This window comes from Amycolatopsis sp. NPDC049868 (genome assembly GCF_044461365.1).
Classification (GTDB): domain Bacteria; phylum Actinomycetota; class Actinomycetes; order Mycobacteriales; family Pseudonocardiaceae; genus Amycolatopsis.
Window position 1 is genome coordinate 17,101 of sequence record NZ_JBITKV010000020.1, and the last position, 12,837, is coordinate 29,937.

Annotated in this window: 16 protein-coding genes; 9 read left to right on the forward strand and 7 right to left on the reverse strand. The window is 69.2% G+C overall.

The features are described 5' to 3' along the window. Window positions 1-10: 10 nt before the first annotated feature. Window positions 11-1,513 (reverse strand): leucyl aminopeptidase, encoded by a 1,503-nt coding sequence (locus ACIBTM_RS42945; protein WP_395882887.1) that lies wholly within the window; start codon window positions 1,511-1,513, stop codon window positions 11-13. Between the two features lie 132 nt (window positions 1,514-1,645). Here ACIBTM_RS42945 and ACIBTM_RS42950 point away from each other — a divergent pair, with 132 nt between their 5' ends. After that, window positions 1,646-2,500 (forward strand): hypothetical protein, encoded by an 855-nt coding sequence (locus ACIBTM_RS42950; RefSeq protein ID WP_395882888.1) that lies wholly within the window; start codon window positions 1,646-1,648, stop codon window positions 2,498-2,500. After that, the gene (locus tag ACIBTM_RS42955; RefSeq protein ID WP_395882889.1) at window positions 2,493-3,119 is read left to right on the forward strand and encodes a DUF402 domain-containing protein; all 627 of its coding nucleotides are present in this window, start codon (window positions 2,493-2,495) and stop codon (window positions 3,117-3,119) included. The genes ACIBTM_RS42950 and ACIBTM_RS42955 overlap by 8 nt, the downstream gene beginning before the upstream one ends. On the opposite strand, the gene ACIBTM_RS42960 is transcribed toward ACIBTM_RS42955, so the two are convergent. Beyond that, window positions 3,116-3,427, reverse strand: a complete 312-nt coding sequence (locus tag ACIBTM_RS42960; RefSeq protein WP_395882890.1) for a hypothetical protein — start codon at window positions 3,425-3,427, stop codon at window positions 3,116-3,118. The genes ACIBTM_RS42955 and ACIBTM_RS42960 overlap by 4 nt on opposite strands. Before the next feature lie 117 nt (window positions 3,428-3,544). Here ACIBTM_RS42960 and ACIBTM_RS42965 point away from each other — a divergent pair, with 117 nt between their 5' ends. Beyond that, window positions 3,545-4,648 carry a branched-chain amino acid aminotransferase gene (locus ACIBTM_RS42965; RefSeq protein WP_395882891.1) on the forward strand — a complete coding sequence of 368 codons (1,104 nt, stop codon included), beginning with the start codon at window positions 3,545-3,547 and terminating at the stop codon, window positions 4,646-4,648. 94 nt (window positions 4,649-4,742) lie between these two features. On the opposite strand, the gene cobT is transcribed toward ACIBTM_RS42965, so the two are convergent. Then, the gene (gene cobT, locus ACIBTM_RS42970; RefSeq protein ID WP_395882892.1) at window positions 4,743-5,819 is read right to left on the reverse strand and encodes a nicotinate-nucleotide--dimethylbenzimidazole phosphoribosyltransferase; all 1,077 of its coding nucleotides are present in this window, start codon (window positions 5,817-5,819) and stop codon (window positions 4,743-4,745) included. 93 nt (window positions 5,820-5,912) lie between these two features. Between cobT and ACIBTM_RS42975 the strand changes: the two genes are divergently transcribed. Then, a complete protein-coding gene (locus ACIBTM_RS42975) occupies window positions 5,913-6,593 on the forward strand; it encodes a 2-C-methyl-D-erythritol 4-phosphate cytidylyltransferase (protein ID WP_395883006.1) in 681 nt (226 codons plus the stop codon). Here ACIBTM_RS42975 and ACIBTM_RS42980 read toward each other — a convergent pair. After that, window positions 6,578-6,982, reverse strand: a complete 405-nt coding sequence (locus ACIBTM_RS42980; RefSeq protein WP_395882893.1) for a hypothetical protein — start codon at window positions 6,980-6,982, stop codon at window positions 6,578-6,580. The genes ACIBTM_RS42975 and ACIBTM_RS42980 overlap by 16 nt on opposite strands. A 170-nt stretch (window positions 6,983-7,152) precedes the next feature. Here ACIBTM_RS42980 and ACIBTM_RS42985 point away from each other — a divergent pair, with 170 nt between their 5' ends. Genes ACIBTM_RS42985 through ACIBTM_RS42995 form a run of 3 tightly spaced genes read left to right on the forward strand, consistent with a single transcriptional unit; the run spans window position 7,153 to window position 8,970 of the window. After that, window positions 7,153-7,902, forward strand: a complete 750-nt coding sequence (locus ACIBTM_RS42985) for a GntR family transcriptional regulator (RefSeq protein ID WP_395882894.1) — start codon at window positions 7,153-7,155, stop codon at window positions 7,900-7,902. Continuing rightward, on the forward strand, window positions 7,899-8,750 hold the full coding sequence (locus ACIBTM_RS42990) for a phosphoribosylaminoimidazolesuccinocarboxamide synthase (RefSeq protein ID WP_395882895.1): 852 nt from the start codon (window positions 7,899-7,901) through the stop codon (window positions 8,748-8,750). Before ACIBTM_RS42985 ends, ACIBTM_RS42990 begins: the two co-directional genes overlap by 4 nt. Continuing rightward, window positions 8,743-8,970, forward strand: coding sequence for a hypothetical protein (locus ACIBTM_RS42995; RefSeq protein WP_395882896.1), 228 nt, complete (start codon window positions 8,743-8,745; stop codon window positions 8,968-8,970). The genes ACIBTM_RS42990 and ACIBTM_RS42995 overlap by 8 nt, the downstream gene beginning before the upstream one ends. Before the next feature lie 58 nt (window positions 8,971-9,028). On the opposite strand, the gene ACIBTM_RS43000 is transcribed toward ACIBTM_RS42995, so the two are convergent. After that, window positions 9,029-10,018, reverse strand: coding sequence for an aldo/keto reductase family protein (locus ACIBTM_RS43000; protein WP_395882897.1), 990 nt, complete (start codon window positions 10,016-10,018; stop codon window positions 9,029-9,031). Between the two features lie 145 nt (window positions 10,019-10,163). Further along, entirely contained in the window at window positions 10,164-10,820 is a 657-nt protein-coding gene (locus ACIBTM_RS43005; protein ID WP_395882898.1) for a DUF3043 domain-containing protein, read from the reverse strand. Between the two features lie 143 nt (window positions 10,821-10,963). Here ACIBTM_RS43005 and ACIBTM_RS43010 point away from each other — a divergent pair, with 143 nt between their 5' ends. Next, complete coding sequence (locus ACIBTM_RS43010; protein ID WP_005164197.1) at window positions 10,964-11,341, forward strand: iron-sulfur cluster assembly accessory protein; 378 nt, start codon at window positions 10,964-10,966, stop codon at window positions 11,339-11,341. A gap of 71 nt (window positions 11,342-11,412) precedes the next feature. Here ACIBTM_RS43010 and ACIBTM_RS43015 read toward each other — a convergent pair whose 3' ends face one another. Then, window positions 11,413-11,601: a hypothetical protein gene (locus tag ACIBTM_RS43015; RefSeq protein ID WP_016336059.1), complete on the reverse strand. Its 189-nt coding sequence runs from the start codon at window positions 11,599-11,601 to the stop codon at window positions 11,413-11,415. Between the two features lie 141 nt (window positions 11,602-11,742). Between ACIBTM_RS43015 and ACIBTM_RS43020 the strand changes: the two genes are divergently transcribed. Then, entirely contained in the window at window positions 11,743-12,732 is a 990-nt protein-coding gene (locus tag ACIBTM_RS43020; protein WP_395882899.1) for a carbohydrate kinase family protein, read from the forward strand. Window positions 12,733-12,837: the final 105 nt, after the last annotated feature.

Consider the following 12,837-nt stretch of genomic DNA (forward strand, 5'->3'; position numbering starts at 1 on the left):
GCGAAAAGGATCAGCCGTTGGCGGCGATGTCCGCGAGCACGGCGGCGATGGTGCGGACCGGGACGCCGGTGCCGCCCTTGCCGGTGTAGCCCCACGCCCCGGCGGTGTTGAACGACGGGCCCGCGATGTCGATATGCGCCCAGGGCAGGCCCTCGGTGACGAACTCGCGCAGGAAGATACCCGCCGCGAGCATGCCGCCCCAGCGGTGCCCGGTGACGTTGGCCAGGTCGGCGAGACGCGAGTCGAGGTCGGCGCGCAGTTCCTCCGGCAGCGGCATGGCCCAGCCGCCCTCACCGGTGGCCTGCGCGATCGAGGCGATCCGGTCGCGGAACTCGTCCGAGCCCATGACGCCCGCGGTGCGGTTGCCCAGCGCGACGACCTGCGCGCCGGTCAGCGTCGAGGTCTCGATCAGGTAGTCGGGGTTCTCCTCGCCCGCGCGCACGATCGCGTCGGCCAGCACGAGACGGCCTTCGGCGTCGGTGTTGAGCACCTCGACGGTCTTGCCGCCGTACATGCTGAGCACGTCGCCCGGCCGGTACGAGGTGGCCGAAGGCAGGTTCTCCGCCAGCGGGATGTGCGCGACGACCTCGAGCGGGTACTTCAGCTTCGCGGCCAGCACCACGGAGGCGAGCACGGCGGCCGCGCCCGACATGTCCGAGGTCATGTGGTCCATGTTCGCGGCGGGCTTGATCGAGATGCCGCCCGAGTCGAAGGTGATGCCCTTGCCGACCAGCGCGACCTTCTTCGACGCCTTCGCGGGCTTGTAGGCGATGCGCAGCAGGCGCGGCTGCCGCGACGAACCGCCGCCGACGCCGAGGATGCCGCCGAAGCCCTTGCGCTTCAAGGCCTTCTCGTCGAGGACCTCGAAGTCGAGGTTGTTCGCCTCGGCCAGGGTCTTCGCGCGGTCGGCGAAGGAGGCCGGGAACAGGTCGTTCGGCGGGGTGTTGATCAGGTCGCGGGCGATGATGACCGACTCGGCGATCAGGCCGGCGGCCTTCAGCGTGGCCTTGTGGTCCTTGGCGGTGCCCTCTTCGGGGCTCACGAAATCGACCTTGGCGACCGGGCCGTCGCCCTTCTCGGAGCGGTACTCGGTGAAGTTGTAGGCGCCGAGCACGGTGCCCTCGACGGCGGCCTGCAGGTCGATCGCCGACAGCGTGACGAAGGCGCGGTCGGTCCCGCTCAGCGCCCGCGCGGCGGCACCGGCGGCCCGGCGGACCTGCTCGGCGGTGACGCCGTCGGCGCCGGCCTTGCCGAGGCCGACGGCCAGCACGACACCGGCGGACAGCTTGCCCAGCGTCGGTACCTTGACGACCTCGTCGGCCTTGCCGGAGGCGCCGAGGGTGCCGAGGACCTCGGCGAGTTTGCCGTCGAAGGCGGCGTCGGCGACGGAGGAGCCGGCGGCGAGCGCCGGGCCGTCCTCACCCTGCAGGGTGCCGATCACGACGACGTCGGCGCGCGTCTTGGCAAGCGCCGCTTCGGCGTTCTCGGTCAGGGCAAGCTTCGGCACGGTCACTTCTGGCTCCTCGCGCGTTCGCGGTGGTACCGGGCGGCCGCCCGGTTGGATCGTGAGCCATGCTAATGACAGCGGGACCTGGGGGAACAGCGGGGCCGACCGGGTAACTGGACGAACTGGAAGGGAGACGGCGTGCGACTGGCTGGCGGTCTGCTCATCGCGCTGGCGGTAGGCACCTCCGGAGCGGACTACTGGGTACTCGTGGCCGCCGTGGTCGCGGCTGTGCTCGCGGTCGCGGCGGAGGCGCTGCTTCCGCCGCTGGGCGACACCCGGCCCGAGCGGATCGCGGGCTCCGTTTCCCGGTTCGGCCTGGTCCTGGTCTTCGCGACGACGTTCGGGCAGTACCTCTTCCCGTCCGCGCCGGGAGCCGCCGCCGCGGTGTTCGCCGTCGTGGTGGCCGTCGCCGACCTGGCCGGAGTCCGCCTCGGCGACTACGCCGCCCGCTGGGTCACCGGTCTGCTGCTGGCCGCCGCCGCTTCCCTGATCGCGATCTGCGTCGGCATCCCGCCGCTGGCGCAGTTCATCGCGCCGGACCCGCCGTCCGTACCCGGTCTCGGCCTCGCCGTGCTCGTACTGCTGCCGTTCCTGCTGCCCCGCCGCTCCGGCGCCGGCCGGGCCGCCGCGGCGGGGGCCGTGGCCGTCGCGATCACGGCCGTCGCCCTCTATCAGCTGGGACCGATCCGGCCGGGGCTTTCGGCGACGTCGTTCCGTGAGCTCCTCGCCGCCGCCGACGCGGTCTCGCTGCTGCCGGTGCTGACCGTGGTGGCCGCCGTGGCGACCGTGCCCGTCGCGGTGGACGCCTTCACCGAAGGCAGGGAACGGCTTTCCCCGGAACGTCCGAAGGCGACACTCGCTTGTGGACTGATCGTGGCCGTCGCGGCGGCCTTCGCTGGGCCGGTCGTGGCCCTCGTGCTCGCGGGAGTGGGAACGGTCGCCGAACTGGTTCTGCGGGTCCGCGCCCGTCGGTACCGTGCAAGGCGTGCGTGATCCTCTCTGGACCCCGGGCGACACGGTCGTCGAACGCTTCCTGCGACCGGACGGCTCGATCGGCCAGCATCACCCGCTGCGTGTCATCTCCGACGACGGGACCGTGCTGCTCGGCTGGCTGCCCGCGGACACCCCGATCGTCGGCAGCAGGCTCGCCGACGGGCGGCTCTTCCGTGACGCGCCGCTGGAGGAGCGGTTCCGGGTGCCGAGGGTGCGCGTGGCCGATTTCTGGCGCGACACGTCGACGTTGCGCCGTATCGCCGACGACGAATGGTCGTCGGTCTGGTGGTTCTTCGACGCCGACGGCCACTTCCTGAACTGGTACGTCAACCTCGAGGTCCCGCTGGGGCGCACACCGACCGGGCCCGACCGGATCGACGGCATCCTCGACGTCGCCGTGGAGCCCGGCGGACGCTGGCAATGGAAGGACGAGGACGAGGCCGAGGAGGCCGTCCTCGCCGGCCGTATCACCGCCGGTCAGCTCGAATGCCTGCGCGCCGAGGGCGAGCGGATCGGGGCACTCGCGGACGCCGGGCGGTTCCCCTTCGACGGGACGTGGACCGACTTCCGGCCCGACCCGGACTGGCCGGCGCCCGGCCTCCCCGACGGGTTGCTCTAGCTCACCTGCAGCAGCAGGAGCAGCACCAGCACGACGTTGATCACCGTGAGGATGACCACCGATTTGGTGGACAGCTCGCGCGGGAACACCTTGCCGTGAATGCTCTTCCACCAGAAGATGCCGAAACCGCCGGCGACCAGGCCGAGGAACGCGCCGAAGCCGCTGTCGAGCAGGGCCCAGCCGTCCATCATCAGCACGCCGGTGCCGAAGGTGAGCAGCACGGCCGTCATGAAGGTCTTGACGTCGGCCCCCGCGCCGGGGGTGGCGGGCTGGGCCGGGTGAGCGGGCTGCATCTGGTTGTACGTCACGCCGCCATCCTAGGGGCGCGACCCCTCGTGTGTTCGTGGTGACGGACAGATCGAGGGAGGTAAAGATATGCGGACGTCCGACTAACGTGGGTCCGACCAAGCGTTATCGTCTTAGGCATGACGACCTCGACGCAGTTCAACCACCTCCCGCACCCGAGCCCCGCGAGCCCGGAACGCGTCGCGGACGTATTGGCCGCACCCGGTTTCGGGTTGCACTTCACCGACCACATGGTGACCGTGAAATGGAGCGCCGAGCAGGGCTGGCACGACGCGACCGTCGGGCCGTACGCGCCCTTCACGCTCGACCCGGCCACCTCCGTGCTGCACTACGGCCAGGCGATCTTCGAAGGTCTCAAAGCGTACCGCCAGCCCGACGGCACGATCGCGGCGTTCCGCCCCGACGCGAACGCGATCCGCTTCCGTAACTCGGCCGAGCGCCTCGCCATGCCGCAGCTGCCGGTGGAGACCTTCCTCGACTCGATCCGCGAGCTCATCGCGGTCGACAGCCGCTGGGTCCCGACGAAGCCGGGCGAGTCGCTGTACCTGCGGCCGTTCATGATCTCCACCGAGGCCGGGCTCGGCGTCAACCGGCCCGCCAACGAGTACCTCTACGCGCTGATCGGCTCGCCCGCCGGCTCGTACTTCTCCGGTGGCGTCAAGCCGGTGAGCGTGTGGCTCTCGACCGAGTACGTGCGCGCCGTCCCCGGTGGCACCGGCGAGGCGAAATGCGCCGGCAACTACGCGGCGTCGTTCGTCGCGCAGGCCCAGGCCGTGGAGAAGGGCTGCGACCAGGTCGTGTGGCTCGACGCGGTCGAGCGGCGCTGGGTCGAGGAGATGGGCGGGATGAACCTGTTCTTCGTCTTCGGCTCCGGTGACGAGGCCCGCGTCGTGACGCCGGAACTGACCGGTTCGCTGCTCCCGGGCGTGACCCGCAAATCGCTGCTGGAGCTGGCGAAGTCGTTCGGGCACCAGGTCGAGGAGCGGCGCATCTCCACCGACGAGTGGGAGAAGGCGGCGGCTTCCGGCGAGCTGACCGAGGTGTTCGCCTGCGGGACCGCGGCGGTCATCACGCCGGTCGGGCACGTGAAGCACGCCGGCGGCGAGTTCTCCGTCGCGGGCGGGCAGCCCGGTGAGCTGACGATGAAGCTGCGCGGCGCGCTGACCGGGATCCAGGAGGGCACCCGGCCGGCCCCGGAAGGCTGGATGTACCCGCTGGGCTGACGCTCAACTACGTGAAGGCCCCCTTCACTGCGCTAGACGCAGTGAAGGGGGCCTTCACGTACTTACGCATTTAGAGGACTAAATGCGGCGGGCGTCAGGAAGCGGGAGTCTCGATCAGTGGGCCGCTCACCCCGGCCTGCTCGTGCGTGGCCATCTCCGCGAGCACCCGCGTCGCCATGAACACCAGCGGCAGCGCCGCGACGGCGCCCGTTCCCTCGCCGAGGCGCACGTCCAGGTCCAGGATCGGGTCCAGGTCGAGGTGTTCCAGCGCCAGCGCGTGCGCGGGTTCGCCGCCGCGCTGGCCCGCGGTCCACCACTGCCGTGCGCCCGGGACGAGTTCCTCGGCGACCAGCGCGGCCGCGGAGGCGACCAGGCCGTCCAGGATCACCGGCGTCTTCCGCAGCGAAGCCTGCGCGAGGAAACCCGCCATCGCGGCGATGTCCGCGCCGGCGGCGGTGCGCAGCAGCGCGACCGGGTCGGCCAGCACGGTCCTCGCCCGCCGCAGCGCGTCACGGACCGCCGCGGCCTTGCGCATCCAGGCGTTGTCGTCGATACCGGAACCGCGGCCGACGACGGCCACCGGTTCGCTTCCGGTCAGCGCCGCGACCAGCACCGAGGCCGGGGTGCTGTTCCCGATCCCGAGGTCGCCCGCGATGAGCAGGTCGGCCCCGCCGTCGACCTCGGCGTCGGCGATCGCCCGGCCCGCGCGGACGGCGGCGCGCGCCTCGTCGTCGGTCAGCGCGTCCTCGACGTCGATCGAGCCGGATCCGCGCCGCACCTTGAACTCGCCGATCGACCGTGTCGCCGGAGCGTCGCTGTCGACGGCCATGTCGACGACCCGGACGCTCGCGCCCGCCGAGGCGGCCAGGACGTTGATGGCCGCGCCACCGGTCAGCATGCTTCCGACGAGTTGCGCGGTGACTTCGCCCGGATAGGCCGAGACGCCCTTCGCGGCGACACCGTGGTCCCCGGCGAACACCACGACCCGGGGCCGCGTGAACGGCCGCGGCGGCGACTGGCCCTGGCAGGCGGCGACCCATACGCCCAATTCTTCGAGCCTGCCCAGCGAACCCGCCGGTTTGATCAGTTTCGAATGCAGGGCGATCGCCGCCGAGCGCGCGTGTTCATCAGGCTGCTCGACTTCGGCGAACTCGAGGATTTCGTCGTCCAACGCCCTGCCCCTTCGGATCACTTTGGTGGCCGGGCCCAACCTACCCACCCGGCTGTGCCAGAGTTGCCTGTGGCTCAGACGAAGGCCGCCGGGGTGGTGCTCGCGAGCGGAGCGGGTACCCGGGTCGGCGCCAAGCTCAACAAGGTCTATCTGCCGGTGGCGGGCAAAAGGGTCGTCGCGTGGTCGCTCGACGCCTTCGCCCGCGTGCCCGGAATCGACGTGCTCGTGCTGGTCATCCGGCCGCAGGACACCGAACTCGCGCGCGAGGTGCTCGCCGCGCATCCGGGCGAGGTCGAACTCGTCCACGGCGGCGCGACGCGGCAGGGTTCGGAGCTGAACGCCTTGCGCCACATGGCTTCCCGTATCGAGAGCGGCGAGATCGACGCGGTACTGCTGCACGACGCGGCGCGTCCGCTCGTCACCCCGGAACTGATCGCGGACGTCCTCGACCGCACGCGGCGCGATGGGGGAGCGGTGCCCGGCGTCGCGGCCGACGACATCGTGCGCGTCGACGGCGACACCGTTTCCGGCGCACTGCCCGGCGCGATCAGGGTGCAGACGCCGCAGGGTTTCCGCGCCGCCCCGTTACTGGAGGCGTACGAAACGGCCGAGCGTGAGGGTTTCGTCGGCACCGACACGTCTTCGTGCATGGAAAGGTTCTCCGCGCTGCCGGTGCGGTGGGTTCCGGGCAGCGCGGAGAACCTCAAGATCACCTACCCGCACGACCTCGTTGTCGCCGAGCAGGTGATCGGCCGAGGTCAGGGATCTCCCTGATCGGCTTCGGTCGCTATGGCGGGCAGGACGGTGACCGGACGCCGGGCTTCCATCGGGATCACGCAGTCCGGATGTGGTTGCAGCAGCTGGATCGGCGCGCCGGTGTCGCCGGGCGGCGGAATGGTGAGTACGGCGCGCAGGGTCCAGTCGGCCGTCGAGTGGTACTGCCAGGACACGAGTGCCGGCTGGAAGACGTCGGTGTCGGCGACCGTGGTGACGCGGAAGGCGCTCGCCCGTTCTTCTCCGCGAAGAATGAGGACGTCGGCGCAGGTATCCCACTGGAACACCGCGGCACACACCTCCGGTTCCTCCCGGGGGCCGAAGATGTAGACGACCCACCGGCGTCTTCGAAGCTCTTCGAGCAGTTCGTCGATGCTCAGATGGTTCATCGAGCCCCCCAACGGGTTTCGGGAACTCTGCGGAGAGTAACAGGTGTACTAGAGCACCGTCCAGAATGTGTACTAGTACGTAATAATGGGGTGTGAGCAGGATCCTTGGTGCTCGCCCATTGGTGTGCTAGAACGCTTGTGCGCACCGCGCGACCTTGTGAGGAGTCACCTTGCCCGCCGTCGATCGACCCGAACCGCCGTATCTCCAGATCGCGGGGAACATTCGCGACGACATCGTTTCGGGCAGGCTCAAGGAAGGCGACGCGGTTCCGTCCGCGCGCGAGATCGCCAGGAACTGGAACGTCGCGATGGCGACGGCGATGAAGGTGCTCTCGACACTTCGCGCCGAAGGTCTGGTCCGCGCGGTACGCGGGATCGGGACAGTGGTGCAGACCAGGACACTGCATCGATCCGCGCACGATCGGACGATCTCGATCGCGCGAACCGGCAAGGTCTATCCGCCGGGCCACTACGCGAAAATCCGCGAAGCGGGCCTCCTGCCTGCGCCGGACAGGGTGGCGGGCGCGCTCGGAATCGATGAAGGTGCTCCGGTGATCCGGCGGCGAAGGACCACGTACGCGGGCGAAGGCCGGCCGGTGTCGACGTCGGTTTCGTGGTTCGACGGCGCTGTCGCGTCGAAGGCGCCCTTGCTGTTCGAGCCGGTGCGGATCGTCGAAGGCACGGTCAAATACGTGGCGGAACGGACCGGCCGGGTACTGACCGCGACTCATTCTCAGCACGCCGCGGGGCTGGCGGGTGCCGAGGACGCGGCGGAACTCGGCGTGGCCGAAGGTTCGGCGATTCTGTTGAGTCGCAACAGGTTCTTGTCCGCCGAGGGTGACGTACTCGAGTACGGCGAATCGGCGGCTTTGCCGGGCCACTGGATTTTCTACGAATACAACATCGAGGACGGGGCATGAAGCACATTCACGCGGGTAAGGTCCGGGACCTTTACGAAATCGACGGCGACATTCTGCTCGTCGCGTCGGATCGCGTTTCGGTCTACGACGTCTCGCTGCCGACCCCGATCCCGGACAAGGGCGCGCTGCTGAACCAGCTTTCCGCCTGGTGGTTCGAAAAGATGGCCGACGTGGTGCCGAACCATGTCCTTTCCACGACCGACGTGCCCGCCGAATTCGCCGGCCGCGCCATGCGCTGCAAGCCGCTGAAGATGATCCAGGTCGAGTGCATCGCGCGCGGCTACCTCACCGGGCTCGGGATGCGCGAATACCGGCGTGACGGCAAGGTCTCCGGTGTCGAACTGCCGGCCGGTCTCGTCGAGGCGGACAAGCTGCCCGAGCCGATCTTCACGCCCACCACGAAGATCTCCGACACCGGTCACGACGAGTTCATGACCTTCGCCGACGTCGTGAACGAGATCGGCCAGGAGACCGCGGACCGCATCCGCGAGCTGACCCTCGAGGTCTATACCAAGGGCGCGGAGCACGCGGCGAAGAACGGCATCATCATCGCCGACACCAAGATCGAATTCGGTTTCGACGCCGACGGCGTGCTGACGCTCGGGGACGAGGTCCTCACGTCGGACTCGTCGCGTTTCTGGCCCGCCGACGAGTACGAGCCGGGCCGGACGCAGCACGCGTTCGACAAGCAGTTCGTCCGCGACTGGTCCACGACGACCGGCTGGGACAAGACGCCACCCGGCCCCGCCATCCCGGCCGAGATCGTCGAGGCGACCCGCAAGCGCTACACCGAGGTCTACGAAAGGATCACCGGGAACACCTGGATTCCCGGTGGTGGTCATGCCTGAACAGCAGGTCTACGACCCGTACCGGCTGATCGACGACGTCGAGGGCCTGCTGATCCAGCGGGGCCACGCACCGGTGCGGCTCGACGGCCGGACCGGTGACCGGGTCGCCGGCGCGAGCAGGTTGTTGCGGGGCTTGGGGATCGATCCCTTGCGCGCGCCTGGTGACGCCCTCGACCTCGACGGTCAGGTCGCCTACCAGACCCGCGTGCACGGCGACTGACGCATTCAGTCGACTAATTGCGGAAAGCATCCGCAATTAGTCGACTGAATGCGGGGGATCAGGGGGAGCGGGTCAGCGTCGGGTCGGTCTCGGTGACGCCGTCGAGGGCCTCGTCGATCGCGGCGAGCAGATCCGCGTCCAGCTTCACGCCGGCCGCCTTCACGTTCTCGTGCACCTGCTCCGGCCGCGAGGCGCCGATGATCGCCGAAGCGACGTTCGGGTTCTGCAGCACCCACGCCACGGCCAGCTGGGCCATCGTCAGGCCCGCCTTCTCCGCGATCGGTTCGAGGCGCTGCACGCGCTCGAGGACGTCGTCGTTGAGGAAGCGGGCGACCATGTTGGCGCCGCCCTTCTCGTCCGTCGCGCGGGAGCCCTCGGGCAGCGGCTGACCGGGCTTGTACTTCCCGGTGAGCACGCCCTGCGCGATCGGCGACCAGACGATCTGGCTGAGACCCTCACGCTCGGAAGCCGGGACGACCTGCGCCTCGATGACCCGCCACAGCGCGTTGTACTGCGGCTGGTTCGAGATGAGGGGCACGTTGAGCTCGCGCGCGATCGCCGCGCCCCGGGTGATCTGCTCGGCGGTCCACTCGGAGACGCCGACGTAGAGCACCTTGCCCTGGCGGACGAGGTCGGCGAAGGCGAGGAACGTCTCTTCGAGCGGGACGGTCCGGTCGAACCGGTGCGCCTGGTAGAGGTCGACGTAGTCGGTGCCGAGGCGCTTCAGCGAAGCGTTCGCCGACTCCATGATGTGCTTGCGGCCGAGCCCCTGGTCGTTCGGGCCCTTGGGGCCGGTGGGCCAGTAGACCTTCGTGAAGATCTCCAGGCTTTCGCGGCGCAGGCCCTTCAGGCCGCGGCCGAGTACCGATTCGGCGGCCGTGTTCGCGTAAACATCGGCGGTGTCGAAGGTGGTGATGCCGACGTCGAGCGCCGCCTTGATGCAGGCCTGGGCCTGGTCCTCTTCCACCTGGGACCCGTGGGTGAGCCAGTTGCCGTACGAGATCTCACTGACATTGAGGCCGCTGCGGCCCAGTCGTCGAAACTCCATGGGCGCGACTCTACCCCAGGCCGTTAGGCAGGCTAACGACCTGGGTTTCCCCTGCTCAGTGCTGGTCGGGGAACCCGCGACGCGAGGGTAGGGCGTTCACGAGTCCGCCCCTTCTCCGATACGGCTCAGCTCCGCCTACTGGTTCTCAGACCTTGTCGCCGGGCTTGACGCGGGGCTTCGGGACCCGCAGTTTGCGGATCTGGCTCGCCCGGATGAAGGAGTACCAGCCGACGGAGGTGCCCTTGACCGTCTCGTTCGGGAACTTCAGGCGGACCATCTTCGCGATCCGGCGCCCGCTGAGGAAACCTTCGACGATCATGCCGAGGAGCATCACGGTGCACAGCAGCGTCGCGTACCGCTGGACCTCGGGGTACGGCAGGATCAGCGCGACGAACACCAGGATCGCCAGCGGCATGAACAGGCCGAGCAGGTTGCGCCGCGAGTCGACCAGGTCACGGATGTACGCCTTGACGGGGCCGCGGTCACGGGGGAGCAGGTACTTGTCCTCGCCCGCCATCATCCGCTCGCGGCGTTCCTTGGCGGCGTTGCGCTGCTTCTGCTTGTACTCCGGGTCGGACTTCGCGGACTTGCGGAGCTCCTTGTTGCGCTTCATCGCCTCCCGCATGGTGGTCGGCGGGGGCGCCACCGGACCGCGGCGCTTGGCTTCGGCCTCACGCCGCTTGGGCGTGGCCTTGCCCTTGCCCGGCGTATACGCCTTGGCCTGGACCTCGACGGCCTGGGTGTCGGGCGTCTCGGTGTCCGTCGTGGCGGAGTCTGTGGTGCTACGGCGCAGGAACCTCACCTCACCAGGGTAGTCGCGGGCGTCACGGTGCCACGCACCAGGCCGAGCGATATGTCACCATGGAGGGGAACAGATCGGGACTCCGACGTGTTGGACCATGTGCAAGACGAGTACCCGCAGCGAGTTCGACCAGAGGGAGAACCATGACGACCGCTGAGCAGGCAGCCGCAGCTCAGGCCGAAACCGCCGAGGAGACCCACGGCGTCACGTTGACCGACGCCGCCGCCGTCAAGGCGAAGGCCCTGCTCGAGCAGGAGGGCCGTGACGACATGCACCTGCGCATCGCCGTCCAGCCCGGTGGGTGCGCCGGCCTGCGCTACCAGCTGTTCTTCGACGAGCGCACGCTCGATGGTGACCTGTTCCGTGACTTCGACGGCCTCCGCGTGGCCGTCGACCGGATGAGCGCGCCGTACGTGTCGAGCGCCGTGATCGACTTCGTCGACTCGATCGAGAAGCAGGGCTTCACGATCGACAACCCCAACGCGACCGGCAGCTGCGCCTGCGGCGACAGCTTCCACTGATCCGCGTCGAGGCATGAAGAAGGGCCGCGAACCTCACCCAGGTCGCGGCCCTTCTTCATGCCCGGAGCGGATCAGACGTAGGCGTCCAGATCGGCGACCTGGGCGAGACAACGCTCGTCAACGGTCCAGGGCGGAGCGCTCTCCCGGGGCAGGGGCATGTTCTCGGCCTGGAGGGACGACGGGATGCCGGCACAGTCGGCGATGAGTTCGCCGATCGATTCCGGTTCGAGGTGATACGCGGAAGTGGTCACGAACGACAAGCTAATGACTCAGGGTGGAGTCGGACACCACTACCAACCGGTAGTGTTGATGGCCGTGCCTGAAGCAACCCGTATGGGGCATGACCTGCGGGTAACTTAGCCGTCCTCGCCTCCGCGAGGCCGACCGATCAAGGAGAACCGGTGGCAGCCAGCGCCAGGATCGCAGTATCCGGCAGTATCGCAACCGACCATCTCATGCACTTCCCGGGCAGGTTCGCCGAGCAGCTCATCGCCGAGCAGCTGCACCGGGTCTCACTGAGCTTCCTGGCGGACGATCTCGTCGTGCGGCGGGGCGGGATCGGCGCGAACATCGCCTTCGGTCTCGGGGTGCTCGGCAAGAGCCCGATCCTGGTCGGCGCGGTGGGCTCCGACTTCGCCGACTACCGCTCGTGGCTGGAGCGGCACGGCGTCGACACGGCCGGGGTGCTGGTGTCCGAGGTCGCGCACACCGCCCGTTTCGTCTGCACCACCGACGAGGACCTCTGCCAGATCGCGACCTTCTACGCCGGCGCGATGGCCGAATCCCGCAACATCGAACTGGAGCCGGTCGCCACGCACGCCGGCGAACTGTCGCTCGTGCTGATCAGCCCGGACGACCCCGAGGGCATGGTCCGGCACGCCGAGGAGTGCCGCCAGCGCGGCTACACCTTCGCCGTCGACCCCTCGCAGCAGCTGGCCCGGATGGACGGCGCGCAGGTGCGCGCCTTCATCGAGGGCGCGAAGTACCTGTTCAGCAACGACTACGAATGGGAGCTGCTGCTGCAGAAGACCGGCTGGACCGAGGCCGAGGTACTCGACCGCGTCGGCATGCGGATCACCACGCTCGGGGAAAAGGGCGTCGAAATCATCGGCAAGGACGGCCTCGCGCTGCAGATCGGTGCCGTCCCGGAACGCGGCAAGGTCGACCCGACCGGTGTCGGCGACGGCTTCCGGGCCGGGTTCATCGCGGGTATCGACGGCGGGCTCAGCCTGGAGCGTTCGGCGCAGCTGGGTTCGCTGATCGCCGTGCTGGTGCTGGAGACCGTGGGGACGCAGGAATGGTCCTTCGACCGCGTCGACGTCCTGGGCCGGCTCAAGGAGGCCTTCGGGCCGGAGTCCGCCGAGGAGATCGCGGCGATTCTGCCGGAGTGAGCTGATTCGAAGCGCGTGAAGGCCCCCTTCCCTCGGCTCAGCCGAGGGAAGGGGGCCTTCACGCGCGTCCGGGCAGGATGGGGGGGGGGTGGGCGGGGCGCGAAA